This is a genomic window from Pseudokineococcus basanitobsidens (assembly GCF_037482545.1).
GTDB classification, from domain to species: Bacteria; Actinomycetota; Actinomycetes; order Actinomycetales; family Quadrisphaeraceae; genus Pseudokineococcus; species Pseudokineococcus basanitobsidens.
Window position 1 is genome coordinate 34270 of the sequence record NZ_JBBIAA010000012.1, and the last position, 26152, is coordinate 60421.

The window sequence follows — 26152 nt, forward strand, 5'->3', positions numbered from 1 at the left end:
CGCGGTGCCCCGACGCCCGGGCGCCGTCACCGGCGGGCGCAGCCACCGGACAGCCCAGCCACCGGAGAGCCCCGCCACCGGAGAGCGCAGCCGGGCTAGCGTCGGCGCCCGTGCGCCTCGTCCTCGCCTCCGCGTCCCCCGCCCGCCTCGCCCTGCTGCGCTCGGCGGGCGTCGACCCGCTCGTCCTCGTCAGCGGGGTGGACGAGCCCGCGGTCGTCGAGCGCTACGGGGTCACCGACGCCGAGGACGTCTGCCTGGTGCTGGCCCGCGCCAAGGCGGAGGACGTCGCCGGGCGGCTCGACGAGGTCACGGGGCTCGACGCCGCGGGTGCCCTCGTCGTCGGCTGCGACTCGGTGCTCGAGCTCGACGGCGAGGTGCACGGCAAGCCCGTCGACGCCGCGGAGGCGACGGCGCGGTGGCGCCGCATGCGCGGGCGCTCGGGCGTCCTGCACACGGGCCACTGGCTCGTGGACGAGCGCGACGCCGAGGACGGCGGCTCGGGCGCGACGCTCGGCGCCGTCTCGTCGACGACCGTGCGCTTCGCCGACCTCGACGACGCCGAGGTCGAGGCCTACGTCGCCACGGGCGAGCCGCTGCGCGTCGCGGGCGCCTTCACCCTCGACGGCCTCGGCGGCGCCTACGTCACGGGCGTCGAGGGCGAGCCCTCCGCCGTCGTCGGCCTCGGCCTGGCGACCCTGCGGGGCCTGCTCGACGACGCCGGCGTCCGCTGGTCCGACCTGCGCTCCCGCCCCACCTGACCCGTCGCTCCTCGCCCGTCGACGACGTCTGACCCTCCCCGCACTTCGACGACTTCTCGCCCTTCCCGGCCCTCCCCTCCTCGCACTTCGACGACTTCTCGCCGTCCCAGGCCCCCCTTCCTCGCACGTCGACGACTTCTCGCCGTCCCAGGCCCCCCTTCCTCGCACTTCGACGACTTTTCGCCCTCCCCGGCCCCCCTTCCTCGCAGGTCGACGACGTCTCCCCACGCTGACGTACCCCTGGTCGGCACGTCGGGGACTCACCGCCCTGCGCCCCGCCGCCGTTAGCCGTGGCGGACGGGCGGCCGCCGAGAGCGGGACTAGGCTCCCCGGCGGCCCGCTACCCGGCGGGCGCGGCGTGGTGCGCCGCGAGCGGTGACCAGAGGCAGCAGGAGGCGGAGCGCGGCATGACGACGGCGGGCCCGAGCAGGCGGACCATCACGAAGGTCCTCATCGCGAACCGCGGGGAGATCGCCGTCCGGGTCGCCCGCGCCTGCGCCGACGAGGGGCTCGCGTCCGTGGCCGTCTACGCCGAGCCCGACCGGGACTCCCTGCACGTCCGGAGCGCCGACGAGGCCTTCGCCCTCGGCGGGACGACGCCCGGCGAGTCCTACCTGCGCGCCGACCTCCTGCTCGACGTCGCCCGTCGCGCCGGCGCGGACGCCGTGCACCCGGGCTACGGCTTCCTCTCCGAGAACGCCGACTTCGCCCAGGCCGTCCTGGACGCCGGCCTCGTCTGGGTCGGGCCGCCGCCGGAGGCGATCCGTTCGCTCGGGGACAAGGTGGCCGCGCGCAAGATCGCCGAGCAGGTCGGGGCACCGCTCGTCGCCGGGACCAAGGACCCCGTCTCCGGCGCCGACGAGGTGCTCGCCTTCGTCGACGAGCACGGCCTCCCCGTCGCCATCAAGGCGGCGCACGGCGGTGGCGGCCGCGGCCTGCGTGTCGTCCGCGAGCGCGACGAGGTCGTGGCCGCCTACGACTCGGCCGTCCGCGAGGCGGTCGGCGCCTTCGGCCGCGGCGAGTGCTTCGTCGAGCGCTTCCTCGACCGTCCGCGCCACGTCGAGACGCAGTGCCTGGCGGACGCCCACGGCGGCGTCGTGGTCGTCTCGACGCGCGACTGCTCCCTGCAGCGGCGCAACCAGAAGCTCGTCGAGGAGGCTCCCGCGCCGTACCTGTCGGACGCGCAGGAGGCCGAGCTCTACCGCGCGTCGAAGGCGATCCTGAGCGCCGCCGGCTACGTCGGCGCCGGCACGTGCGAGTTCCTCGTCGCGCAGGACGGCGCGATCTCCTTCCTCGAGGTGAACACACGCCTGCAGGTCGAGCACCCTGTCTCGGAGGAGGTCACGGGCCTCGACCTCGTCCGCGAGCAGCTGCGCGTGGCCGCCGGCGAACCCCTCGGGTACGACGACCCGCCGGTGCGCGGGCACTCCTTCGAGTTCCGCGTGAACGCCGAGGACGCCGGCCGCGGCTTCCTGCCGGCTCCCGGCACGGCGACGCGCTTCGAGGCGCCGAGCGGACCGGGCGTCCGTCTGGACTCCGGCGTCGTGGCGGGCGACGCCGTCGCCGGCGCCTTCGACTCGATGCTCGCCAAGCTCGTCGTCTCGGGCGCCACGCGCCGCCAGGCCCTCGAGCGCTCGCGGCGAGCGCTCGCCGAGTTCGTCGTCGACGGGATGCCGACGGTGCTGCCCTTCCACCGCGCCGTCGTCGTCGACCCCGCCTTCGCGCCCGAGCTGACCGGCGACGAGGGCCCGTTCACGGTGCACACGCGGTGGATCGAGACCGAGTACGACAACCAGGTCGAGCCCTACGCCGGCCCGGTGGCCGACGCACCCGAGACCGCACCCCGCGAGGGCGTCGTGGTGGAGGTCGACGGGCGCCGGCTCGAGGTCGTCCTGCCGGCCGGGCTCGGTGCCGTCGCTCCTGCCGCGGCACCGACGAGGGCGAAGAGCCGGCGCGGCCGCAGCAGCGGTGCCGCCGTGAGCAGCGAGTCCCTCACCTCGCCCATGCAGGGGACGATCGTCACCGTCGCGGTGGCCGAGGGCGACGCCGTCGAGGCGGGTGACGTCGTCGTGGTCCTCGAGGCGATGAAGATGGAGCAGCCGTTGACGGCCCACCGCGCCGGCGTGGTGAAGGGCCTGGCGGCCGAGGTCGGTCAGACCGTCTCCTCCGGTGCCGTCGTCTGCGAGGTCGTCGACCCGTCCTGACGACGGCGGCCCCTCTGCCTACTGGCACTTCGACGACTTCTCGCGCCCACAGGCCAGCGATCCCCGCACTTCGACGACGTCCTACGCCCACGGGCCACCAATGCCCGCACTTCGACGACGTCCTGCGCCCACGCGCCACCGATCCCCGCACTTCGACGACTTCCTGCGCCCACGCGCCACCGCTCCCCGCACTTCGACGACTTCTCGCGCCCACGTGCCACCGATCCCCGCACTTCGACGACTTCTCGTGCCCACGCGCCACCGATCCCCCGCACTTCGACGACTTCTCGTGCCCACGCGCCACCGATCCCCCGCACTTCGACGACTTCTCGTGCCCACGCGCCACCGATCCCCCGCACTTCGACGACTTCTCGTGCCCACGCGCCACCGATCCCCCGCACTTCGACGACTTCCTGCGCCCACGCGCCACCGATCCCCGCACTTCGACGACGTCACGCCACGGACGTAGCCGCACTCCGCGCCTCGACTGCGTCCGGGTCCGGCGACACCTCGCCACGCTGCCGCTGCGTGTGGCTGTGGATGACGCCGGCGCCGAGCCGCGCGATGGAGCACCGTCCCTCCCGTGCCGAGGAGTCCCAGAGGGTCGCGGAGATCGCCCGAGGACGTCGACCTCCCGCTGGTCTTCCGGGGCGCCGACGCCGTCGCGGCCGGAGAGCTCTCCCCGGCCGACCTCCGGAGCGGCGCGTGGACGCGTCTGCTCCGCGGCGTCTACACGCGCCGCGACGTCGAGGTCACCCACGCGCTGGTCTGCGAGGCGGCAGGTCTGCTCCTCCCGCCGACCGCCCAGATCACCGGGGCGTCGGCGGCCGCGGTGCTCGGGCACACGTGGCTACGACCTCGAGACGTCGTCGAGGCGGTGGTGCCCGACGTCGGCCTGCACCCGACCGTCCGAGGGGTGGCCGTCCGACGGTCGACGGCACCCGTCGGGAGCGGGACGCCGTGGCGGACCACCCTGCTCGCCTCCCCCGAGCGCATCGCGTTCGACGCGAGCGCCCGCGTCCCCCTCACCGTGGGGGTCGGTCGCCTCGACGCACTGGTGCGGACCGAGCACGTCTCGGTCGAGCAGATGTGGGGGTGGCTCGACGGACGGCGCGACAACGACGTCGTGGCCGTCCGCGAGGCGGTTAGCCTGGTCGATCCCCGCGCTGAGTCGCTGCCGGAGTCAGCCCTGCGCGTGCTGCTGCACCTGGCCGGCATCGACGTCGTGCCCCAGGTCGTCGTGCGGGACCGAGGCCGAGCTGTCGCGCGGGTGGACCTGGCCCTGGAGTCCCTGCGCATCGCCGTCGAGTACGACGGGGCCTGGCACGCGCTCCGGGAGCAGCTCGAGAAGGACCGCGAGCGCCTGAACCGCCTCAGGGACGCCGGGTGGGTGGTCGTGCACGTCACGGCGGCCGACCTCGCGGAACCCGGACGCGCCGTGGCGCTCGTCCGCGCCGCCATCGCGCGGCGCTGAGGAGGGTCGAACAGGACGGACGTGCCGGCGTCGGGCGCCGAGGGCAGCCCGACGTCGTCGAGGTGCGCCCTACGGGAGCCCCCTGCCGCGAGAAGTCATCGAAGTGCGCCACAGGGGGCCACGAGATGACGAGAAGTCGTCGAAGTGCGCCACAGGGGCCCCCGCGATGACGAGACGTCGCAGAAGTGCGCCAAAGGGGCCCAAGAGATGACGAGACGTCGTCGAAGTGCGCCACAGGGGTCCACGAGATGACGAGAAGTCGTCGAAGTGCGCCACAGGGGCCCCCGCGATGACGAGACGTCGCAGAAGTGCGCCAAAGGGGCCCAAGAGATGACGAGACGTCGTCGAAGTGCGCCACAGGGGTCCACGAGATGACGAGAAGTCGTCGAAGTGCGCCACAGGGGCCCACGAGATGACGAGACGTCGTCGAGGTGCGCCGAGGGTCAGTCGACCTCGGGGGCGGTGTGCAGCCGGCGGGCGGCCTCGGCGAGGGAGCCGGACAGGGAGGGGTAGACGCTGAAGGCGTGCGCGACCTGGTCGACGGTGAGCCGGTGCTCGACGGCGAGGGTCAGCGGGAAGACGAGCTCGCTCGCCCGCGGGCTGACGACGACGCCGCCGATGACGGTCCCGGAACCGGTGCGGCAGAACAGCTTCACGAAACCGTCGTGGATGCCCTGCATCTTGGCGCGGGCGTTGCCGGCCAGGGGCAGCTTGACGACCTGGCCCTGGGCCTCGCCCGACTCGATCTGCTCCTGGGTCCAGCCGACCGTGGCGATCTCCGGGGCGGTGAAGACGTTGGCGGCCACCGTCCGCAGCTTGAGCGGCGAGACGGCGTCGCCGAGCGCGTGCCACATGGCGATCCGTCCCTGCATGGCGGCGACGGAGGCGAGCGGCAGGACGCCCGTGCAGTCGCCGGCCGCGTACACGCCGCGGATCGACGTCCGCGAGACCCGGTCGACGACGACGTGCCCCGACTCGGAGAGCGTGATCCCGGCCTCCTCGCAGCCGAGCCCGTCCGTGTTGGGGATGGACCCGACGGCCATGAGGCAGTGCGAGCCCCGCACCTCGCGGCCGTCCGCGAGCGTCACGAGGACGCCGTCCCCGTCCCGCACCACCGACTGCGCCCGGGAGCGGGCCATGACGGTCATCCCGCGGCGCCGGAACACGTCGTCGATGACCTGGGCGGCGTCGGCGTCCTCGCCCGGCAGGACGCGGTCGCGGCTGGAGACGAGGACGACGTCGGAGCCGAGCGCCTCGTAGGCGTTGGCGAACTCGGCCCCCGTGACGCCGGAGCCCACCACGACGAGCCGTTCGGGCAGCTCGGTGAGGTCGTACAGCTGCTTCCACGTGAGGATGCGCTCGCCGTCGGGCATCGCGTCGGGCAGCTCCCGGGGGTGCGAGCCCGTGGCCAGCAGCAGCACGTCGGCGCGCAGCTCGCGCGTCCCGCCGTCGTCGAGGTCGACGGCGACGCGGTCCGGCGCCAGCACGCAGCCGCGACCGCTCAGGACGTCGACGCCCTCGCGCTCCAGCCGCTCGCGGATGTCCTGCGACTGGGCCCGCGCCAGCCCGCGGACGCGGGCGTTGACCCGGTCCAGGTCGATCGTCACGGCCCCCTCGGCGTCCGTGTCGCCGCCGCCGGAGCCGGGGAAGCGCAGCCCCAGCTCGACGGACTCGGTGACGGTCGCCATCACCTCGGCGGTCGCGATGAGCGTCTTCGAGGGGACGACGTCGGTGAGGACGGTCGACCCGCCCAGCCCGTGGCTCTCCACGACGCTCACCCGCGCGCCCAACTGCGCGGCGACGAGCGCCGCCTCGTAGCCGCCGGGCCCGCCCCCGAGGACGACGACGCGGGTGCTCGCGACGTCCGTCACCGCGGAGCGCACCGGCAGCGCGGCCTCCGCCGCCCGCTGCTCCGTCGCGCTGCTCGACCGGGCCTCGCCCCCCTCGCCCTCGGGGGCTCGCTCCGCGGGGGCGCCCATCCCCTCGGCGTCGTCCCCGCCCTGCGCCCCCGCCCGGCCGACCTCGGCGTCGGCGTCGGCGTCGGGCTGCTGGTCGGGCGTCGCTGGAGGCACCCGGCCATTCTGCCCGCCCGCCCCGGGACGAGCGCCCGCACCCGCGCCGCCTGGATATCGTCCTGGCCATGCCCCAGTACGCCGCCTACGGCAGCAACCTGCACCCGGCGCGGATGGCGGAGCGGGCGCCCCACTCCCCGCTCGCGGAGACCGGCTGGCTGCACGGCTGGCGCCTGACCTTCGGCGGTGAGGACCTCGGGTGGGACGGCGCCCTCGCGACGGTCGTGCAGGACCCCTCCCCCGACGCCGCGGTCTACGTCGGCCTCTACGACCTCACCGAGCCCGACGCCCGCGCGCTCGACGAGGTCGAGGGGGCGGACATGGGCCTCTACCGGAGGCTCCGGGTCAGGATCGACACGCTCACCGGGCAGGTCGTCGCGTGGCTGTACGTGCTCGACGGCTACGAGGGCGGTCTCCCGTCGGCGCGCTACCTCGGCATGGTCGCGGACGCCGCCGAGGCGGCCGGCGCGCCGGACGACTACGTCACCGCCCTGCGCGCCCGCCCGTGCCGGGCGTCCGCCGGCGGCGAGGCGCCGCCCGGCTTCGCCGGGACCTCCTGAGCCCCTCCACCCCCACCGCGAGCGCTCCCCCGCCGGGCCCGGTCGACGGCGCCCGACCCCGGCGCCCGACCCCCGCGCGCGACCCCGGCACCCGACGGCTGGACCGCCGGTAGCGTGCCGCCATGGCCGTCCCGCCCCGCACCGCAGCCCCCGGCGGCGACGCCGCCGCCCCCCATACCGACCCGCTGGCCGACCCGCTGGCCGACCCGGAGGACGCCGCCCGCCGCGCCGCCGAGGTCCTCGCGGAGCGCACCGGCGCCGAGCGCCACGACCTCGCGCTGGTGCTGGGCTCCGGCTGGGGCACGGCCCTGGACGCGATGGACGTCGTCGCCGAGGTCCCGGCCGACGAGGTGCCCGGCTTCACGGCCCCCGCCGTCGCCGGGCACGTGCCCGTCTTCCGCTCGGTCCGCGTCGGCGACCGGCGGGCCCTCGTCCTCGGCAGCCGCACCCACCTGTACGAGGGCCGCGGCGTGCGCGCCGTGGCCCACGGGGTGCGGACCGCGGCCGCCGCCGGGTGCCGGGGCGTCGTCCTCACCAACGGGTGCGGCGGCCTGGACCCGTCCTTCTCGCCCGGGCAGCCCGTGCTCATCAGCGACCACCTCAACCTCACGGGGCGCTCGCCGCTCGAGGGCGCGACCTTCGTCGACCTCACCGACCTCTACAGCCGCCGCTGGCGCGACGTCGCCCGCGAGGTCGACCCGTCGCTCGCCGAGGGGGTGTACGCGCAGTTCCCCGGCCCCCACTACGAGACGCCCGCCGAGGTGCGGATGGCCGGCGTCCTCGGCGCCTCGCTCGTCGGGATGTCGACGGCGCTGGAGGCGATCGCCGCCCGGGCCGCCGGCCTCGAGGTCCTGGGCCTCTCGCTCGTGACCAACCTCGCGGCCGGCGTCGGGACCGAGCCGCTCAGCCACGCCGAGGTCGTCGAGGCCGGTCGTGCCGCCGGCCCGCGGATCGGGGCCCTGCTCGCGGACGTCGTGGAGCGGCTGTGAGCGCGCGCGACGACGCCCTCGCCGTCGAGCGACGCGAGCGCCGCGACCGGGCGCTCGCCTGGGCCGCGTCCGACCCCGACCCGGCGACCGCCGACGCCCTGCGGGAGCTGGTGCGCCGCGCCGACGACGGCGAGGACGACGCGCGCGCCGAGCTCGACGACGCCTTCGACGGCACGCTCGCCTTCGGGACGGCGGGCCTGCGGGGGCGGCTCGGCCCGGGCCCGAACCGGATGAACCGGGTGGTCGTCGCCCGCGCGGCCGCCGGCCTGGTGCGGTACCTCCTCGACCGCGAGGGCGGCCCGGACTCCCCGCCGCACGTGGTCGTCGGCTACGACGCCCGCCACGGGTCGCACCGCTTCGCCCTCGACACCGTGGCCGTCGCGGTCGGGGCGGGCCTGTCGGCGACGCTGCTGCCCCGCGCCCTGCCGACCCCGGTGCTCGCCTTCGCCGTCCGCCACCTGGGGGCGGACGCCGGCGTCATGGTCACGGCGAGCCACAACCCCCCGCAGGACAACGGGTACAAGGTCTACCTCGGCGGCCCGGGCGAGGACGGCGCGCAGATCGTCCCGCCCGCCGACGCGGACATCGCCGCGCAGATCGCGCAGGTCGGCGACGTGACCGACCCGGCGGCCGTACCGATGGCCGTCGACGGGTGGGACGTCGCGGACGAGGCGCTCGTGGACGCCTACGTCGCGGCCGCCGCCGAGGTCGCCGGGGCGGGGGGCCCGCGGGACCTCTCGGTCGTCCTCACCCCGCTGCACGGCGTCGGCGGTCCTCTCGTCGAGACCGCCCTGCGCGCCGCCGGGTTCACGCACCTGCGGACGGTCGCCGAGCAGTCCGAGCCGGACCCGGACTTCCCGACGACGCCGTTCCCGAACCCGGAGGAGGACGGCGCCCTCGATCTCGCCCTGGCCCTCGCGCGCCGGGTGAGCGCCGACGTCGTCGTGGCCAACGACCCGGACGCCGACCGGTGCGCCGTCGCCGTGCCGCTGCGGCCCGGCGACGACCCGGAGGCCGGCCCAGGGGTCGGCGACGGCGAGGACGGACCGGGGTGGCGGGCGCTCACGGGCGACGAGGTCGGCGCGCTGCTGGGCCACCACCTCGCCGAGCGGGGCCTGCCGCCCGGGTCGGTCCTCGCCCGTTCGGTCGTCTCCTCGGACCTGCTCGCGAAGGTGGCGCAGGCGCACGGGCTCGAGAGCGCCGTCGCCCTCACGGGCTTCAAGTGGATCAGCCGGGTGCCCGGGCTCGCGTTCGGCTACGAGGAGGCGCTGGGCTACTGCGTCGACCCCGCGGCCGTGCGCGACAAGGACGGCATCAGCGCCGCCGTGCTCGTCTGCGAGCTGGCCGCCGCCGAGAAGGCCCGCGGCAGAGGTCTCCTCGACGTCCTCGACGACCTGGCGCGGGCCCACGGGCTGCACGCGACGGCGCCGCTGACCCTGCGCGTCGAGGACCTCTCGCTCATCGCCGACGCGATGGCCCGGCTGCGCGCCGAGCCGCCGACGTCGCTGGCGGGCAACGACGTCACCAGCACGCAGGACCTCTCGGCGGGCGGCGCGCAGGACGGCGTCGAGCTCCCGCCGACGGACGGGCTGGTCTACCGCACCGCCGACGGCGCCCGCGTCGTCGTCCGTCCGTCCGGCACCGAGCCGAAGCTCAAGTGCTACTGCGAGGTCGTCGTGCCCGTCGCCGTGGACGCCGACGCCGCGGCCGTCGCGGGGGCACGCCGGGACGCCGCCGAGCGCCTCGACGCCCTCCGCGCGGACCTCCGGCGCGTCCTCGACCTGCCGGCGTGAGCGAGCGGTCCCGCCCGGCCGGGCAGGAGGCGCTGTTCGCCGAGCCGCGCGGCGCACGCCGGCCACCGGCCCGGCGCGTGGTGCTGCTGACGGGCCCGAGCGGCTCGGGCAAGACGTCCATGGTGCGCCGGCTGGGCCTGCCGGTGCTCGCGCTGGACGACTTCTACCGCGACGGCGACGAGCCCGGGCTGCCGCACCGCTTCGGCATCGTCGACTGGGACGACCCGGGCAGCTGGGACGCCGGGCGCGCTCTCGCCGCGGTGGAGCGCCTGTGCCGCGAGGGCGAGGCGGAGGTGCCCGTCTACGACATCCCGACCAGCCGCCGCACGGGGACCGTGCACCTGTCGGTGGGGACGGCCCCCGTCGTGGTCGCCGAGGGCATCTTCGCCGCCGACCTCGTCGCCGCCTGCCGCGACCGCGCGCTGCTGGCCGATGCCATCTGCCTCCAGCGCCCCGTCGCCGTGACCTTCACCTTCCGGCTGCTGCGCGACCTCGCCGAGTCGCGCAAGCCCCCGCACACGCTCGTCCGACGCGGCCTGGGCCTCGCGCGCTCGGAGCCGGCCCTGCTGCGCCGCTGGACCGACCTCGGCTGCCGTCCGCTCTCCCCCGCCGCCGCCGAGGAGGCCGTCCGCGCCCTCGTGTGAGGGCCACGACGGCGCGCCCCCGCGCCGCCCCGCGGCGGTCCGTCCGGGTGGGCGGAGCGCCGCCCGTCAGAGACCGGGCAGGACGAGCACGACCGCGAGGACGACCTGGAGCGAGGACGCGACGACGCGCACGTCGTCCCAGCGCAGGAGGCGGCGGTGGGCCGCCGGGTCCCAGCCGCGCCCCAGGGCGCGGTGCTCCGGGACGGCGCCCAGGCCCGTGACGACGAGCACGACGGCGGTGCACGCCGCGGCGCCGACGGCCGTCCAGGCGTCCGTGGACCCGCGGGTCGCGACCACCAGCCAGGCCGAGGCGGCGACCAGGGCGAGGAAGAGCGGCCCGACGAGGCGCTGCACCCGTCGGGAGTGCGACGCCTCGAGCTCGCGGAACGACGCCGCTCCCCCGGGCGCGCGGGCAGCGGTCGCCAGCTGCGGGTAGACGACGAGCCGCACCGTGAGCTGGAAGCCCAGGTAGGCGGCCGCCGCGGCCAGGTGCACCGCCGTCGCCGCGTCGACCGACGCCAGGCTGCTCATCGGCCCGGAGCCGGACCCGGACCCGGACGTGGCGCGACGCCCCGCGCCCGGCCCGGCCTCACCCGCGGGCCGCGGCGTAGCCGGGCAGGACGACCTCCTCGACGAGCACCTCGCGCACCGGGTGCGGCAGGAAGGCGGCGCGGGCCGCGGCGACCGTGGCCGCCTCGAGGTCGTCAAGCGTCCACCCGGCCTCGCGGACGAGGAGCTCCATCTCGCGGCTCATCGACGTCGCCGACTGCAGGCGGTTGTCGGTGTTGACGGTGACCACGACCCCGAGGTCGCGCAGGGCGCTGATGCCGTGCGCGGCGACCGACGTCGCGGCGCCCGTCTGCACGTTCGAGCTGGGGCACAGCTCCAGGGGGATCCGCCGGTCGCGGACCCAGGCGGCGAGGGGCCCCGGCTGCGCCTGCGGCGTGCCGGCGTGCTCGACGTCCTCCAGGAGCCGCACGCCGTGGCCGATGCGCTGCGCCGAGCACGCGTGGACGGCGCCGTGGACCGAGGCCAGGCCTGCCGCCTCACCCGCGTGGATCGTCACCGGAACGCCGGCGTCGTGCAGGAGGCGGAACGCCTCGAGCTGGCGCTCCGGCGGGAAGCCGTCCTCGGCACCCGCGATGTCGAAGCCGACGACCGAGCCGCCGGACGCGGACCCGAGGTGCGCGAGCGTCAGCTCGGCGATCTCCACGCCGCGGTCGGCGTGCCGCATCGCGGTCAGCAGCGTGCCGGTGCGGATGGGCGTGCCGCGCTCGGCGGCGGCCCGCTCGCCCTCGGCGAAGCCCTCCTGCACCGCGACGACGACCTCGTCGAGGCTCAGCCCGCCCGCGAGGTGCTGCTCCGGCGCGTACCGCTGCTCGGCGTACACGACGCCGTCGGCGGCGAGGTCGAGCGCGCTCTCGCGCGCCACCCGGCGCAGGGCGTCCGCGGTCTGCATGACGGCCGTCGTGTGGTCGAACGTCTCGAGGTAGCGCACGAGCGTCCCCGAGCTCGCGGACTGCTCGAACCACCGGCCGAGGGCGTCCGCGGTCGCGGCGGGCAGCTCGTGGCCGACCTCGGCGGCGAGGTCGAGCACCGTCTGCGGGCGCAGCCCTCCGTCGAGGTGGTCGTGCAGGACGACCTTCGGCAGGGACCGCACCGCCCGCAGCGCGCGCTCGTCGACGTCGCCGCGCGGGGCGGGACGGGCGCTCACGCCGGGGTCCCGTCGAGGACGGCCGCCGAGGAGGACAGCCCGAGGCGCGTGGCGCCGGCCGCGACCATCGCGGCCGCCTGCTCGGCGGTGCGGATGCCGCCGCTCGCCTTCACGCCCAGGCGCCCCCCGACCGTCTCCGCCATGAGCCGCACCGCGTGCTCCGTGGCGCCGCCGCTGGGGTGGAAGCCGGTCGAGGTCTTGACGAGGTCGGCGCCCGCCGCCTCCGCGGCGCGGCACGCGCCCACGACGGCGTCGTCGTCCAGCGCGGCCGCCTCGATGATCACCTTGAGCACGGTCGGGGACGGCACGGCCTCGCGGACGGCGGCCACGTCCGCCCGGACCGCCTCCCACGCCCCCGCCCGGGCGGCGCCGACGTCGATGACCATGTCGACCTCGTCCGCGCCGTCGCGCACCGCGCGCGCCGCCTCGGCCGCCTTCACCTCGCTGGTGTGCTTGCCGGAGGGGAACCCGCAGACGGTCGCGACGACGAGGTCGCCCGTGTCCCGCAGCGGCAGCGCCGACGGCGAGACGCACACGGCGAGGACGCCGAGGTCGCGCGCCTCGGCGACGAGCGCGGCGACGTCGTCGGCCGTGGCCTCGGGCTTCAGCAGGGTGTGGTCGACCAGAGCCGCGATCTCCGCGCGGCGCGGTCGCTCCGAGGTGGCTGTCATGCCCCGCATCCTGGCAGCCGCCCGCGTCGGCGGCGCAGGTCGAGGTCCGGGCCGCGGGGGGACGGCTCGCGCGGCGGGGGCCCGCCTACGCTCGCGGGGTGCGCAGGGGCGGCGGGACCGGCGCCGGCGGCGGGGACGCGCCGGCGCTCGTCACGCTGCACGTGTGGGGGGTGCCCGCCCCCGCCGTGCCCCCGGCGCTGGGGCGGATGGCGCTGGACCGGGCGCTGCTGCGCGGCAGCGGCGCCCGGTGGACGAAGCTCCTCGGGACGGGCACGGGACGCACCTTCACCGTCCGCGACGCCGACCCCCTCCACTGGGCGCTGCTGGCGACCTGGGACGACCCCGGCGACGCGGCGTGGTTCGAGCGGTCCGTGACCGTGCGCGGCTGGGACCGCCTCGCCCGCGAGCGCCTGCGGGTCGCGATGACCCCCGTGGCCAGCCGCGGCCGCTGGGGCGGCGAGGAACCCTTCGGCGACCCCGCGCCCCGGCGCCCGGCGGCGGGGACGCCGCTGGTGAGCATCACGCGCGCGCGGGTCCGGACGCGGTCCTGGCGCACCTTCGCCGGCGCCGTCCCGCCCGTCTCGGCGGACCTCGCCGAGGTCGACGGGCTGCGCGCCGCGATCGGCGTGGGCGAGGCCCCCGTCGGGCTCCAGGGCACCGTGAGCCTGTGGCGCGACGCCGCGGCGCTGACGTCCTTCGCCCACGGCCGCGCGGCGCACCGCGCGGTCGTCGAGCGGACCCCGCGCGAGGACTGGTACGCCGAGGAGCTCTTCGCACGCCTGGCCGTCGTCTCCGTGGAGGGCACGCTGCACGGCCGGGCGCCGTGAGCCGGGCGGCGCGCGGGCGGGAGGTGACGCCTACCCTCCCTCGGGTGGTGACGACGACCCCTCCCGCTCCCGCGACCGGTCGCCGCCCACCGCTCGCGGTCGTCGCCCTGGCCCTCGCGGCCGCCGCGGTCCTGGTCCAGGTCGTCCACCCGCTCCTGTCGGGCGGCGCCCTGACCACCGCGACGAGCCTGGCCGTCGTCCTCTTCTGCGCCGCCGCCCTCGCCGACGCGGCCCGCCGCTTCTCCCCGGCCACGGCGGCCGGCGTCCTCGCCGCCGCGGGCGGCCTCGGCCTGCTCGCGGAGGCGGTGGGGACCCGGACCGGCCTGCCCTTCGGCGACTACTCCTACACGGGCTCGCTGCAGCCCGAGGTCCTCGGCGTGCCCCTCGTCGTCCCGCTGGCGTGGACGATGATGGCCTACCCCATGCTGCTCGCCGGCCGCTCGCTCGCGCCGCCCGGCAGCTGGGTCGCCGTGCCGGTGGCCGCGCTCGGGCTGGCCTCCTGGGACCTGTTCCTCGACCCGATGATGGTCGGCGCCGGGCACTGGACCTGGGCCGACCCGTCGCCGGCGCTCCCGGGGGTGCCGGGCATCCCGCTGACCAACTACGCCGGCTGGCTGCTCGTGGCGCTCGTCATCAGCGCCGTGCTGCACCGCCTCGTCCCCGACCCCCGCCGACCCCGACCCCGGCGCCGCGGCGGCGCGGTCGCGGGGGCGCGGGTCCACGGCACCGAGCGAGCCCGCGGCGCCGCCGAGCTCGCCGTCCCGGCGCTCCTGCTCGGGTGGACGTGGCTCGGCTCGACGGTCGAGGCCCTCGTCTTCGCCGGCCGCCCGTGGGTGGCGCTGTGGGGCTTCGTCGTCATGGGCGCCGTCGTCGCCCCGACGCTGGCGCACTGGCTGTGGGCGTCCTCCTCGCTCCGGTCGCGCCCGCAGGCACGTCCGGGGGCACGTCCGGGGGCACGTCCGGGGGCACGTCCGGGGGCTCGGGCAGGTCGTCCCTCGGCACCGCACCCGACGCGTCGCCCGTGACGCACCACCGCACCTGCGCACCCCGCCGGGTCGGACGCGGTCTGGTGCGGGGGACCGCCGCCGTCTCCGTCGGCCTCCTCGCGCACACCGCGGTCAACGCCGTCCTCCTGCGGCGGCCCTCACGGCGGCCTCCTCGCACGTCCGAGCGCGTGAGCGTCCTGCTGCCCGTGCGCGACGAGGCCCACCAGGTCGCCGCGTGCGTTATCGCCGTCCTGGCGCAGGCGGACGTACCGCACCTCGAGGTGCTCGTCCTCGACGACGCCAGCACCGACGGCACGGGCCGGGCCGCGCGGGCCGCCGCCGCCGGGGACCCCCGCGTGCGCGTCCTGGACGGCGAGCCGCTGCCGGCCGGCTGGCTCGGGAAGCCCTGGGCGTGCGCCCAGCTGGCCCGCGCCGCGACGGGCGACGTGCTCGTCTTCTGCGACGCCGACGTCCGCCTGGCCCCGCAGGCGGTGTCGGCCGCCGTGGACCAGCTGCGCCGCACCGGCCTCGACCTGGTCTCGCCCTACCCACGGCAGGTGGCGCTGACGCCGTCGGAGCGGCTCGTCCAGCCGCTGCTGCAGTGGTCCTGGCTCGCCACGCTGCCGCTGCGGGTCGCGGAGCGCTCCCCGCGGCCGTCCCTGTCGGCGGCAGGCGGTCAGCTGCTCGTCGTCGACGCCGCGCGCTACCGGGCGGTCGGCGGGCACGGGGCGGTCCGCGGCGAGGTCCTCGACGACGTCGCGCTCGTGCGCGCCGTGAAGGCCGCCGGCGGGCGTGGCGGCGTCACCGACGGGACCGCGCTCGCCACCTGCCGCATGTACGACGGCTGGGCCGGGGTGCGCGACGGGTACGGCAAGTCCCTGTGGACCGCGGGGGGCTCGCCGGCGGGCTCCCTCGCGCTCGCCGCCGGGCTGGCCCTCCTCGGCGCCGCACCCGCCGTGGGGGCGCTGCTCGGGTCGCGGGCCGGGGCGGTGGGCCTCGCGGCGGGCGTCGGCTCCCGGGTGCTCGCGGCCCGGCGGACCGGCGGGCGGGCCTGGCCCGACGCGCTGGCCCACCCCGCCTCGCTCGTCGTCCTCGCCGGGCTGACCGCCCGGTCGGTGCGCGGGCACCGGCGCGGGGGGCTGGCGTGGAAGGGGCGCTCGCTGCCCCCCGCGGGCCGAGGTCAGGCGCCGCCGGCGGACGTCGAGCGCCGCCGGCGGACGTGGGGCGGCGACGGCTGACGTACCGTGCGCGCGTGCGCAGCGACCGTCGTCACCGCCCCGTCGGCCGCACCGCGGCACCCCTCGTCGCCCTCGCGGCCGCGGGTCTGCTGGCCCTGACGGGCTGCTCGACCGAGGAGCCGCTGCCCTCGGCGTCGGACTCCCTCACGCCGGCGTCGCCGACGAGCAGCCCCACGACGAGCGCCCCGTCGTCCGTGCCGCCGTCGTCCTCGTCGCCGACGACCGCCGCGCCGTCGCCCACCCCCAGCGCCTCGCCCACGGGGGTGGCGGTGGGCGGTATGGTCGAGGGCTTCCCGACCGACGTCGTGCCCGTCCCCGAGGGCGCGGAGGTGACCCTGTCCAACGTCGTCGACGCCGAGGGCGGGGGGCGCACGGTCGCCCTCGCCGGCCGCACGGCGACCAGCGCGGAGGACCTCGTGGCCTTCTACACCGGCGCGCTCGCCGGCCGGGGCTTCACGGCCACGACGCCGCCCGCCGTCGAGGGCGCCGTCGTCACCACCTTCACCCGGGACGGGGCCGCGGACCTGCTCACCCTCTCGGTCACGAGCACCGACGGGGCGCAGGACTTCTCGATCGGCGGCACGCTCGCCCCGTGACCGGGCTGCGGACGGGCGCGCGCTGATGGCCAGGGTCGTCGTCGTCGGGGCGGGGGCCGCCGGGCTCGCCGTGGCCATGCGCCTGGCCCGTCGCGGGCACGACCTCGTCGTCCTGGAGGCGGCCGACGAGGTCGGCGGCAAGCTCGGCTGGGTCGAGCACGAGGGGTTCGGCTTCGACACCGGCCCCAGCCTCGTGACGCTGCCCGCCGTCTACCGGGACCTGTTCCTCAAGACCGGGCGCCGGCTCGAGGACTGCGTGGACCTGGTGCCGCTGGACGTGGCGGCGCGCTACCGCTTCGCCGACGGCACCACCGTCGACGTCCCCACCGGCTCCCGGGGGGCGCTGGCGCGTGCCCTCGACGCCACCCTCGGCGACGGCGCCGGCGCCCAGTGGCTCGCCCTGCTGGAGCGGGGGTCCCGCATCTGGGACCTCTCGCGGGGCCCCTTCCTGTCGTCACCGCTGCGCGGCGTCCGCACGCTGCTGCCGCTCGCGCGCCGGCGCGGCGACCTGCGGACGATCGCGCCGCTGACGTCGCTGCGCGGGCTCGGCGAGCAGCTGCTCGTCCACCCGCACCTTCGGACGATGCTCGACCGCTACGCCACCTACTCCGGGTCCGACCCCCGGCGCGCCCCGGCCGCGCTGGCCTCCACCGCCTACGTCGAGCACGCCTTCGGGTCCTGGTACGTCCGCGGCGGGCTCCGACGCCTCGCGGTGGCCATGGCCGGCCGGGTCGAGGCCCTCGGCGGGCGGGTCCGCTGCGGCGCGGCGGTGGACGAGGTGCTCGTGCACGACGGCCGTGCCGCCGGCGTCCGGCTGCGAGGCGGCGAGGAGGTGCCCGCCGACGTCGTCGTCATGGCCGGCGACGCGGCGTCCCTGTACGGCGTCGGGACGACCGGCGGGCGCGCCCTGCTGCCCGAGGGCCCGGCGCGCCGGCGCGGGGCCGCACGGCTGCGGCGCGCCGAGCCGTCCGCGAGCGGCTTCGTGCTGCTGCTCGCGCTCGAGGGGCGCACGCCGGACCTGCAGCACCACACCGTGCTGTTCCCCGCCGACTACGACGCCGAGTTCGACGCCCTCGCCGGCACGGGCCGCCACCGCGGGGCACCGGTCCCGGTCGAGGACCCGACCGTCTACGTGAGCGCGCCGGACGACCCCGCCACCCGGCCGCACGAGGACGCCGAGGCGTGGTTCGTCCTCGTCAACGCCCCGCGCCACCGCCCGGGCGCGCCGTCCGAGGGCGTCGACTGGGACGCGGCCGGCGCGGACGGCCGACCGCTGGCCGAGTCCTACGCCGACCACGTCCTCGACGTGATGGCCGACCGCGGCCTCGATGTGCGGGACCGCGTGCGCTGGCGGGGCCTGCGCACACCCGCCGACCTCGAGCGGCTCACCGGCAGCGTGGGCGGCTCCATCTACGGCAGCTCGAGCAACGGGGCCCGCGCCGCCTTCCTGCGCCCGCCCAACGCGACCGCCCTGCCGGGCCTGTACTGCGTCGGCGGCTCCAGCCACCCCGGGGGCGGCCTCCCCCTGGTCGGGCTCTCCGCCGAGGTCGTCGCGGGCATGGTCGGCGACGCCTGAGCCCCACCGACCGACGACGGACACGGCCCCGGGGGCCCGCACCGCCGTGCTGCGGGCTCCCCGGTACGGCGTCGGTCGCCGGTCAGCGACCCCCGCGGCGACGACCGCCGCCGCCGGCGCGGGAGACGTCGACGACCGACCGGCGCTGCGCCGGGGGCCGCACCGACGACGAGCCGGACGGGCCACCGGACGAGCCACCGGACGAGGAGCCGCCGCCCCAGCCCTCGGAGGAGCTGGACCAGCTGGTCGGGGCGCCACCGCCGGAGCCGGAGCGACGACCACCGCCGCCACCGCTGCCGCCGCGCGCACCGCTGCCGCCGCGAGCACCCCCACCGGCGCGACCCGCACCGCCGGCGGCGCCACCACCACCGCCACCGCGACGACGTCCACCGCCCGTGGGCTGCTGCTGCGCGGGCGCCGGGGGGGCGGGCTCGACGTGCTCGGCCACCGGGCCGGTGAGGTCGGCCACGACCGGCGACGCGGCGTCGACGTCGTGCCGGGCCGGGGAGATGCCCGCGAGGCGGACGAGCGTGCGGACGTCGCGGTCCTGCTCGGGCAGCACGAGGGTGACGACGTCGCCCCCGGAGCCGGCGCGGGCGGTGCGGCCCGAGCGGTGCAGGTAGGCCTTGTGCTCGGTGGGCGGGTCCACGTGGACGACGAGCTCGACGTCGTCGACGTGGATGCCGCGTGCGGCGATGTCCGTGGCGACGAGCACCTTGACGTCGCCGGAGGAGAAGGCCGCCAGGTGCTCCTGACGCTTGTTCTGGGAGAGGTTGCCCTGCAGGTCGACCGCCGGGATGCCCTGCGCCGTCAGCTGCTTCGCCAGCTTCTTCGCCTGGTGCTTGGTGCGCAGGAACATCATCCGGCGGCCCCGCCCGGAGGCGAGGGTGCGCACGACGTCCGCCTTCGCGGCGGCGTCGCGCACGCCGAGCCAGTGGTGCGTCATCTCCACGACGGGCGACGTCGCGGGGTCGATCGCGAAGGTCAGGGGCTGCGAGAGGTAGCGCCGCACGAGGACGTCCACGCCGTTGTCCAGCGTCGCCGAGAAGAGCAGGCGCTGGCCGCCGGCGGGCGTGCGGTCGAGGATGCGCTTGACCCCCGGCAGGAAGCCGAGGTCGGCCATGTGGTCGGCCTCGTCGAGGACCGTCACCTCGACGTCGTCCAGGTGCACGTGCCCCTGGCCGAGGAGGTCCTCCAGCCGGCCGGGGCAGGCGACGACGACGTCGACCCCGCCCTCGAGGGCCGTGACCTGCCGGCCCTGCGGCACGCCGCCGAAGATCGTCGTGACCTTGAGGCCGACCGCGGTCGCGAGCGGCTCGAGCGTCGCGGTGATCTGCGTGGCGAGCTCGCGGGTGGGGGCCAGCACGAGGCCGCGGGGACGTCCGCGGCCGCGGCGACCGGGGGCGGAGGCGGCGAGACGCGCCGCGAGGGGCAGCGCGAAGGCGAGCGTCTTGCCCGAGCCGGTGCGGCCCCGGCCGAGGACGTCGCGGCCGGCGAGCGTGTCCGGGAGCGTGACGGCCTGGATCGGGAACGGGCGCTCGAAGCCGCGGCCGGCGAGGGAGCTCGCGAGCGCCTGCGGCACACCGAGCTCGGCGAAGGACTGGTCGACGACCGCGTCCTCGGAGACCAGGACGGCGCCGGCGAGCTCGTCCGTCGGCGCCGCGGGGGCGGGACGGCCGGCGCCGCTGCGGGCGCCGGGCTGGCCGCCGGGACGGGACTGCCCGCCGGGCCGCCCCTGGCCGCCGTCGCGGCGGGGCCCGCCGGCGGGGCGGCGACGGGGCGCGCGGGCGGCGCCGTCGCCGGACGGGCGGGAGCTGGTGCTGGGGTGCGTGGGCACAGGTGGCCTCTCGGGGCGGTGGGGGCGCCGAGGGGCGCTCCTCGCGCGGACGAGGTCATCGGCCTGCGGGCGAGCCGGGGTCCTGCGAGGACCTGCCGGGGCCGGGCCGCTGCCGTGAGCTGCGCGGGACGGCTCGGCGGGGCGCCGGAGGCGCCGCGGTACGTCCCCAGTGTGCACCACCAACGCCGCGCCGGGGTCCGCCGCCGGGTCCGGTCACCGGCGCGGACGGCCGGCGTCGTCGTCGACGGCGAGCAGCGCCCGCCGCAGCACGGGCAGGAGCTGGGCGAGGGAGACCAGCGCGACGACGAGCGCGGCGAGGGCGCCGACGAGCGCCCAGGTCGCCGCCTGCTCGGGCCGCAGCCCCGCCACCAGCGCGGTGGCGGCCACGACGAGCACGCGCGTGGGCCGCTCCCCCACCGTGACGACGCCGACCTCGTGCACGCCGGAGGCGCCGGCCCGGGCACGGCTGTACTCGGCGAGCGCGGCGAGCGCGCCGGCGGCGACGACGAGCGGGCCGGGCGCCCCGAGCAGCCACAGCACCACCAGGGCGAGGGCGTCCGCCACGCGGTCCGCGACGGCGTCGGCCACGGCCCCCCAGGCGCTCGTGCGGCCGGTGAGGACGGCGACGCCGCCGTCCAGGCTGTCGAGGACGCCGGAGAGCAGGACGAGCACCGGGACGGCGAGCACCCACCGGCCGCCCGCGGCCGCCGCGGGCAGGGCCGCGAGCGGCACGAGCAGCCCGGCCGCGGTGAGCGCGGTCGGCGCCACCCCCGCCCGCGCCAGGGGACGGGAGAGCAGGTGGACGAGCGACAACCAGCCGCGCACGAGACCCGTGGGCGGCGGCGAGCCGTGCAGGGACGCCCAGCGCCGCAGGTGCTCCTCACGGCCGGGCACCGCCCCGCGGCGCGGGCCGCCCCGGTCCGCGCGGTCCACGCCGTCGCTCAGCGGACGGCGGCCAGGGCCGCCCCGGCGTCCGCCGCGACGGGGGCGGAGGCCGGGGAGCCCAGCCCGAGCGACCGGGCCACCTCGAGCGAGGCGCTGGAGCGGTTGAGCGTGTACAGGTGCAGCCCGGGCGCCCCCGCCTCGAGCAGCTCCGCGCCGAGCTCCACGGTCGCCTGCACGCCCGCGCGGCGCACGGCCTCCGGGCCCCCGGTCCGCTCCGCCTCGGCCAGCCGCTCGGCCAGCCGCTCGGGCACGGGGCTGCCCGAGAGCTTGGCCACCGTCCCCGCCTGCTTCAGCGAGGTCATCGGCATGAGGCCGGGCAGCACCGGGATGTCGCAGCCGTGGTCGAGCGAGCGCTGCACGAGGTCGGTGTACAGGCGCGCCTCGAAGAAGAGCTGCGTGACGGCGAAGGAGGCGCCGGCGCGGGCCTTGAGCGCCAGCACGCGCGCGTCCGCGTCGGCGTCGGCGGACTCGGGGTGCGGCTGCGGGAAGGCGGCGACGCCGACCGTGAAGCCGCCCAGCGTGCGCAGGAGCTCCACCAGCTCCAGGGCCGTCCCGAGACCCTCGGGGTGCCGTTCGAAGGGGGTGCCCGGGCCGCCCGGCGGGTCGCCGCGCAGGGCGAGGACGGAGGAGACGCCCGCGTCGACGTACTCGCCGACCACACGGCGCAGCTCGGCCCGCGAGGCGCTGACGCACGTGAGGTGCGCGACGGGCGACATCGTCGTCTGCTCCGCCAGCGCCCGGGTGGCGCGCACCGTCCGGTCCCGGGTGGACCCGCCGGCCCCGTAGGTCACGGACACGAAGGTGGGCTCGAGGGGCTCCACCCGGCGCAGCGAGCGCCAGAGCACCTGCTCGCCCGCGTCGTCGCGGGGCGGGAAGAACTCGAAGGACAGGGACGGGCGGCCGTCGGCGCGCAGCGCCGCGAGCACGTCCTGCAGCGGGGCCGCGCGCGTCGCCATGGCTCGAGGCTAGCCCGGACGACCGACGTCGCCACGGTCGGCGCCGGCGGGCAGGAGCTGGACGGCCGCCCCCGCCGCGGGCGCCCCGGCAGGACTCCCGGGACGTGCGCGCCTAGGCTGCGCCGGTCGCCGTCGGCGGCACCCGTGCGGCGCGGCGGCAGGCCGCACCCGTGGTCGCCGAGGCGTCGGCGGCCGTCACGGACGCGGGTCGAGCGGAGGGTGGAGGTCCCGACGTGGAGGTGCTCACGACCACCGCGTCCGGCAGCGCCGCGGGCGCGGGCAGCCGTGCCGGCGACCGACGGGCGGCGGACGACGGCGAGGTCCTGCGCTCGCGCGTCCAGGCGGAGCTGGACGCGGTGCTGGCGCGCCAGCGGCCGGTGCTCGCGGAGGTCTCCCCGCGCAGCGAGCCCCTGCTCGACGCCGTCGCGGCGCTCGTCGCCGGGGGCAAGCGTCTGCGGGCGGCCTTCTGCGCGTGGGGCTACCGGTCCGCCGGGGGCCAGGACACCGCGGTCGAGGCCCGCGCGGGCGCCGCGCTGGAGCTCTTCCAGGCCGCCGCGCTCATCCACGACGACGTCATGGACGGCTCCGACACCCGTCGGGGCATGCCGTCGGTGCACCAGCAGTTCTCCGACCTCCACGCGCGCAGCGGCTGGACCGGCTCGTGCGAGCGCTTCGGCGAGGCCGCGGCCGTCCTGGCCGGCGACCTCTGCCTCTCGTGGAGCGACGAGGTCCTCGCCGCCTGCGGCGCCGCCCCGGAGCGCCTGGCCGCCGCCAGCCTCGTCTTCGACCGGATGCGCACCCAGCTGATGGCGGGCCAGTACCTCGACGTCCTCGAGCAGGCCTCCGGCGCGTCGGCCCCCGAGGGCGCCGACGAGCGGGCGCTGCGCGTCCTGCGCTGGAAGAGCGCCAAGTACACGGTGGAGCACCCGCTGCTCATCGGTGCGGCGCTCGCGGGGGCGTCCGCCGGGCAGCGGGCCGCCCTGTCCGCCTACGGGCTGCCCCTCGGCGAGGCCTTCCAGCTCCGTGACGACGTCCTCGGGGTCTACGGCGACGCGGTCGTCACCGGGAAGCCGACCGGGGACGACCTGCGCGAGGGCAAGCGGACGATGCTCGTCGCCCTGGCCGCCCGGCGCGGCAGCGCCGAGGACGCCTCAGAGCTGTCGGCGCTCCTGGGTTCTCCCGACCTCGACGACGACGGCGTCGCCGTCCTGCAGGACCTCATCCGCCGCACCGGCGCCCTCGCCGCCGTCGAGCAGCTGATCGACGACCTCGTCACCCGCTCCCGGGCGGCGCTCGCGGAGGCCCCCGTGACGGAGGCGGCCCGCGCCGCGCTCGGCGACCTCGTGTCCATCGCCACCGCCCGCACGGCCTGAGCCTGCGCCCACGACCGCAGCACCCGCGCGCGTCCCCGCCCCCGACGCGCCCGCCCGACGTACGACCACCGACCGGCGCGAGAGCACGACGCGACGGACGACCCACGCCGCAGACCACACGCGACAGTTCGGGGAACCCCATGAGCCCGCTCCTCACCGGCCGCGGCCGGATGCCCGGCAGCCCGACCGGCGGTCGTCCGACCGGCGCCGCCACCGCGCGCCGCTGGGCCCGGTGGGCCGCGCAGGCCGCCGTGCCGGGGCGCCTGCGCACGACGTCCGGGCCCAGCGACCACGTCGTCGTGGTCGGCGCCGGCCTGGCGGGCCTGTCGGCCGCCATGCACCTCGCGGGCGCCGGCCGCCGCGTCACCCTGCTCGAGCGCGGGGCCACGCCCGGGGGCCGCGCCGCGCGGCTCGAGCTGCAGGGCCCCACCGGGACGTACCGGTTCGACCCGGGGCCCACCGTGCTGACGATGCCCGACCTCATCGCCGACTGCTTCGACGCCCTCGGCGAGGAGATGACGGACTGGCTGACCCTCGACCCGGTCTCGCCGCTGTACCGCGCGCAGTACGCCGACGGCTCGTCGATGGACGTGCACGCCGACCCGGGGGCGATGGCCGCCGAGGTCGAGCGCGTCATCGGCCCGGACGAGGCGCAGGGGTACCTGCGGTACGTCGACTACGTCTCGAGGCTCTACCGCGCCGAGATGCGGGACTTCATCGACACGAACATCGACACGCCGCTGGACCTGGTGACGCCGGACCTCGCCCGGCTGGCCGCGCTGGGCGGCTTCGGCCGGCTGGCCCCCCGCGTCGAGCGGTACCTCAAGGACACCCGGACGCAGCGGGCCTTCTCCTTCCAGGCGCTCTACGCGGGCCTGTCCCCCTACGACGCCCTCGCGCTCTACGCCGTCATCGCCTACATGGACTCCGTCGCCGGCGTGTTCTTCCCCCGCGGCGGCGTCGCGGCCGTCCCCGAGGCGATGGCCGCGGCGCTCGAGGCGCACGGCGTCGACGTGCGGTGCTCGACCGAGGTCGCCTCGGTCGAGCACTCCGGCGGCCGGGCGAGCGCCGTCGTCACGGCCGACGGCGAGCGGATCGCCTGCGACGCCGTCGTCCTCAACCCGGACCTGCCGGTGGCGTTCCGCGAGCTGCTCGGGGTCGAGCACCGCTCGACCCGGCGCATCACGTACTCGCCGTCGTGCTACCTCATGCTCGCCGGCTCGACCGCGCACTACCCCGGCTCGGCGCACCACACGATCTCGTTCGGCCACGCCTGGGAGGAGGTCTTCGCCGAGCTCACCGGCGGACGGCTCATGAGCGACCCGAGCGTGCTCGTCTCGACGCCGTCGCTGTCGGACCCCACCGCCGCGCCGGAGGGGCGGCACACCTACTACGTCCTCTTCCCGACGCCGAACCTGCAGAGCGCGCCCGACCTGGACTGGGAGCGGGTCGCCCCGCACTACCGCGAGCACGTGCTGCGGACGCTGGAGTCCCGTGGCTTCCCCGGCTTCGCCGACGGGATCGAGGTCGAGGACGTGACGACGCCGCTGGACTGGCAGCGGCGCGGGATGGAGGCGGGGGCGCCCTTCGCGGCCTCCCACGCCTTCAGCCAGACGGGTCCCTTCCGCCCGGGCAACCTCTGGGGCGAGAACGTCGTCCTCACCGGCTCGGGCACCCAGCCCGGCGTCGGGGTCCCGATGGTCCTGGTCTCCGGCCGCCTGGCCGCCGAGCGGATCACCGGCCGGGTGCCGGGCTACCGGTCGAGGGCCTACCGGTGACCCCGGCCCCGACGCCGGCGCCGGCGCCGCCCGCGAGGACGCCTGCGCCGCAGAGGTACCGGATCGGCGAGCGGTCGCTCGACGCCGCCGGCATCACCGACCCGGCGCTGCGGGCCGACTTCCAGGAGTGCCGACGGCTGCACGCCGAGCACGGCCGCACCTACTACCTCGCGACGGCGCTGCTGCCGCCGGCGAAGCGGCCGTGGGTCTGGGCGCTCTACGGCTTCGCCCGGTACGCCGACGAGTTCGTCGACAGCCTGACCTCGCCCGACCCCGACGCGCTCGTGACCTTCGAGGAGGAGTTCTGGCGCGGGCTCGACGGGGCGCGCGCCGGCGGGACCGCCCCGGACGCCGTGAGCCGGGCGATGGCCCTGACCACGCAGCGGTGGGACATCCCCCGCGAGCACGTCCGGGCCTTCCTGGCGTCCATGCGGATGGACATCACCGAGACGGGCTACGCGACCTGGGCCGACCTCGTCCACTACATGCACGGCTCCGCCGCGGTCATCGGCCTGCAGATGCTGCCCGTCCTGGAGCCGCTCGAGGGCCTGGAGGAGCCGGCGGCGCGCTGCGCCCGGACCCTCGGCGAGGCGTTCCAGATGTCGAACTTCATCAGGGACGTCGGCGAGGACCTGGAGCGCGGGCGCGTCTACCTGCCCCAGGAGGACCTGGACGCCTGCGGCGTCGACCGGGACGAGCTGTGGCACTGCCGCCGGTCGGCGTCCCTGACGCCGGGCGTCCGCACGCTGCTGGAGCTCGAGGTGGCGCGCACCCGCGAGCTCTACGCCCGCGCGCGCCCCGGCGTCGGGATGCTGGCGCCCACCAGCCGGGACGCCATCGCCTGCGCCGACGAGCTGTACGGCGGCATCCTGCGCGCCGTCGAGGACGCCGACCTCAGGGTGCTGCACCGGAGGGTCTCCGTGCCGACGCCCCGACGGCTGCGGGTGGCGCTGCCCGCCCTGGCCCGGGCCCGGCGGGCCCGCCGCGACGAGAGGGCCTGGCGCCGCGCCTGAGCGCCGGCCGGGTCGGCCCGGTCGGCCGGACGGACGGACCTCTCGGTCGGTCGGTCGGTCGGACCTCTCGGTCGGTCGGTCGGTCGGACCTCTCGGTCGGTCGGTCGGTCGGACCTCTCGGTCGGTCGGTCGGTCGGACCTCTCGGTC

22 protein-coding genes are annotated in these 26152 nt (G+C 77.4%); 15 read left to right on the forward strand and 7 right to left on the reverse strand.

Going from position 1 to position 26152, the window contains the following annotated elements; all coding sequences use genetic code 11:
• Positions 1-110 precede the first annotated feature (110 nt).
• The 3 genes from WDZ17_RS11140 to WDZ17_RS11150 all read left to right on the forward strand — a co-directional run bounded on the left by WDZ17_RS11140 (position 111) and on the right by WDZ17_RS11150 (position 4436).
• Positions 111-758 carry a Maf family protein gene (locus WDZ17_RS11140; protein WP_339575230.1) on the forward strand — a complete coding sequence of 216 codons (648 nt, stop codon included), beginning with the start codon at positions 111-113 and terminating at the stop codon, positions 756-758.
• A gap of 437 nt (positions 759-1195) precedes the next feature.
• Positions 1196-2962, forward strand: a complete 1767-nt coding sequence (locus tag WDZ17_RS11145; protein WP_422631958.1) for an acetyl/propionyl/methylcrotonyl-CoA carboxylase subunit alpha — start codon at positions 1196-1198, stop codon at positions 2960-2962.
• 583 nt (positions 2963-3545) lie between these two features.
• Positions 3546-4436 carry an endonuclease domain-containing protein gene (locus tag WDZ17_RS11150; RefSeq protein ID WP_339575232.1) on the forward strand — a complete coding sequence of 297 codons (891 nt, stop codon included), beginning with the start codon at positions 3546-3548 and terminating at the stop codon, positions 4434-4436.
• A gap of 443 nt (positions 4437-4879) precedes the next feature.
• Here WDZ17_RS11150 and WDZ17_RS11155 read toward each other — a convergent pair whose 3' ends face one another.
• Positions 4880-6415: an NAD(P)H-quinone dehydrogenase gene (locus tag WDZ17_RS11155; protein ID WP_422631959.1), complete on the reverse strand. Its 1536-nt coding sequence runs from the start codon at positions 6413-6415 to the stop codon at positions 4880-4882.
• 161 nt (positions 6416-6576) lie between these two features.
• On the opposite strand from WDZ17_RS11155, the gene WDZ17_RS11160 reads away from it, so the two are divergent.
• The 4 genes from WDZ17_RS11160 to WDZ17_RS11175 all read left to right on the forward strand — a co-directional run bounded on the left by WDZ17_RS11160 (position 6577) and on the right by WDZ17_RS11175 (position 10494).
• Positions 6577-7068 carry a gamma-glutamylcyclotransferase family protein gene (locus WDZ17_RS11160; protein WP_339575234.1) on the forward strand — a complete coding sequence of 164 codons (492 nt, stop codon included), beginning with the start codon at positions 6577-6579 and terminating at the stop codon, positions 7066-7068.
• Between the two features lie 122 nt (positions 7069-7190).
• The gene (locus tag WDZ17_RS11165) at positions 7191-8057 is read left to right on the forward strand and encodes a purine-nucleoside phosphorylase (protein ID WP_339575235.1); all 867 of its coding nucleotides are present in this window, start codon (positions 7191-7193) and stop codon (positions 8055-8057) included.
• Positions 8054-9850, forward strand: a complete 1797-nt coding sequence (locus tag WDZ17_RS11170) for a phospho-sugar mutase (RefSeq protein ID WP_339575236.1) — start codon at positions 8054-8056, stop codon at positions 9848-9850. The genes WDZ17_RS11165 and WDZ17_RS11170 overlap by 4 nt, the downstream gene beginning before the upstream one ends.
• Positions 9847-10494: a uridine kinase family protein gene (locus WDZ17_RS11175; RefSeq protein ID WP_339575237.1), complete on the forward strand. Its 648-nt coding sequence runs from the start codon at positions 9847-9849 to the stop codon at positions 10492-10494. Before WDZ17_RS11170 ends, WDZ17_RS11175 begins: the two co-directional genes overlap by 4 nt.
• A gap of 66 nt (positions 10495-10560) precedes the next feature.
• On the opposite strand, the gene WDZ17_RS11180 is transcribed toward WDZ17_RS11175, so the two are convergent.
• From WDZ17_RS11180 to deoC, 3 genes are read right to left on the reverse strand one after another with little or no spacing between them, the layout of a single operon-like run.
• Positions 10561-11025 carry a hypothetical protein gene (locus WDZ17_RS11180; RefSeq protein ID WP_339575238.1) on the reverse strand — a complete coding sequence of 155 codons (465 nt, stop codon included), beginning with the start codon at positions 11023-11025 and terminating at the stop codon, positions 10561-10563.
• 58 nt (positions 11026-11083) lie between these two features.
• The gene (locus tag WDZ17_RS11185; RefSeq protein WP_339575239.1) at positions 11084-12208 is read right to left on the reverse strand and encodes an adenosine deaminase; all 1125 of its coding nucleotides are present in this window, start codon (positions 12206-12208) and stop codon (positions 11084-11086) included.
• A complete protein-coding gene (gene deoC / locus WDZ17_RS11190; protein ID WP_339575240.1) occupies positions 12205-12879 on the reverse strand; it encodes a deoxyribose-phosphate aldolase in 675 nt (224 codons plus the stop codon). Before deoC ends, WDZ17_RS11185 begins: the two co-directional genes overlap by 4 nt.
• A 98-nt stretch (positions 12880-12977) precedes the next feature.
• Here deoC and WDZ17_RS11195 point away from each other — a divergent pair, with 98 nt between their 5' ends.
• From WDZ17_RS11195 to WDZ17_RS11215, 5 genes are read left to right on the forward strand one after another with little or no spacing between them, the layout of a single operon-like run.
• The gene (locus WDZ17_RS11195) at positions 12978-13706 is read left to right on the forward strand and encodes a monooxygenase (protein WP_339575241.1); all 729 of its coding nucleotides are present in this window, start codon (positions 12978-12980) and stop codon (positions 13704-13706) included.
• A gap of 44 nt (positions 13707-13750) precedes the next feature.
• Positions 13751-14731, forward strand: coding sequence for a carotenoid biosynthesis protein (locus WDZ17_RS11200; protein WP_339575242.1), 981 nt, complete (start codon positions 13751-13753; stop codon positions 14729-14731).
• Positions 14732-14775: 44 nt separating this feature from the next.
• Positions 14776-15930 carry a glycosyltransferase family 2 protein gene (locus WDZ17_RS11205; RefSeq protein WP_494516971.1) on the forward strand — a complete coding sequence of 385 codons (1155 nt, stop codon included), beginning with the start codon at positions 14776-14778 and terminating at the stop codon, positions 15928-15930.
• Positions 15931-15944: 14 nt separating this feature from the next.
• The gene (locus WDZ17_RS11210; RefSeq protein ID WP_339575244.1) at positions 15945-16526 is read left to right on the forward strand and encodes a hypothetical protein; all 582 of its coding nucleotides are present in this window, start codon (positions 15945-15947) and stop codon (positions 16524-16526) included.
• A gap of 25 nt (positions 16527-16551) precedes the next feature.
• Positions 16552-18102 carry a phytoene desaturase family protein gene (locus tag WDZ17_RS11215; protein WP_339575245.1) on the forward strand — a complete coding sequence of 517 codons (1551 nt, stop codon included), beginning with the start codon at positions 16552-16554 and terminating at the stop codon, positions 18100-18102.
• Positions 18103-18184: 82 nt separating this feature from the next.
• Here WDZ17_RS11215 and WDZ17_RS11220 read toward each other — a convergent pair whose 3' ends face one another.
• The 3 genes from WDZ17_RS11220 to WDZ17_RS11230 form a co-directional block, all read right to left on the reverse strand.
• Complete coding sequence (locus WDZ17_RS11220; protein ID WP_422631960.1) at positions 18185-19732, reverse strand: DEAD/DEAH box helicase; 1548 nt, start codon at positions 19730-19732, stop codon at positions 18185-18187.
• A gap of 420 nt (positions 19733-20152) precedes the next feature.
• Positions 20153-20872: a CDP-alcohol phosphatidyltransferase family protein gene (locus WDZ17_RS11225; RefSeq protein WP_339575247.1), complete on the reverse strand. Its 720-nt coding sequence runs from the start codon at positions 20870-20872 to the stop codon at positions 20153-20155.
• An 8-nt stretch (positions 20873-20880) separates the two neighbouring features.
• Positions 20881-21840, reverse strand: a complete 960-nt coding sequence (locus WDZ17_RS11230) for a methylenetetrahydrofolate reductase (RefSeq protein ID WP_339575248.1) — start codon at positions 21838-21840, stop codon at positions 20881-20883.
• Between the two features lie 233 nt (positions 21841-22073).
• Between WDZ17_RS11230 and WDZ17_RS11235 the strand changes: the two genes are divergently transcribed.
• The 3 genes from WDZ17_RS11235 (at position 22074) to WDZ17_RS11245 (ending at position 26004) form a co-directional block, all read left to right on the forward strand.
• A complete protein-coding gene (locus tag WDZ17_RS11235) occupies positions 22074-23213 on the forward strand; it encodes a polyprenyl synthetase family protein (RefSeq protein WP_339575249.1) in 1140 nt (379 codons plus the stop codon).
• Between the two features lie 140 nt (positions 23214-23353).
• Positions 23354-24991 (forward strand): phytoene desaturase family protein, encoded by a 1638-nt coding sequence (gene crtI / locus WDZ17_RS11240; protein WP_339575250.1) that lies wholly within the window; start codon positions 23354-23356, stop codon positions 24989-24991.
• A complete protein-coding gene (locus WDZ17_RS11245; protein ID WP_339575251.1) occupies positions 24988-26004 on the forward strand; it encodes a phytoene/squalene synthase family protein in 1017 nt (338 codons plus the stop codon). Before crtI ends, WDZ17_RS11245 begins: the two co-directional genes overlap by 4 nt.
• Positions 26005-26152 lie beyond the last annotated feature (148 nt).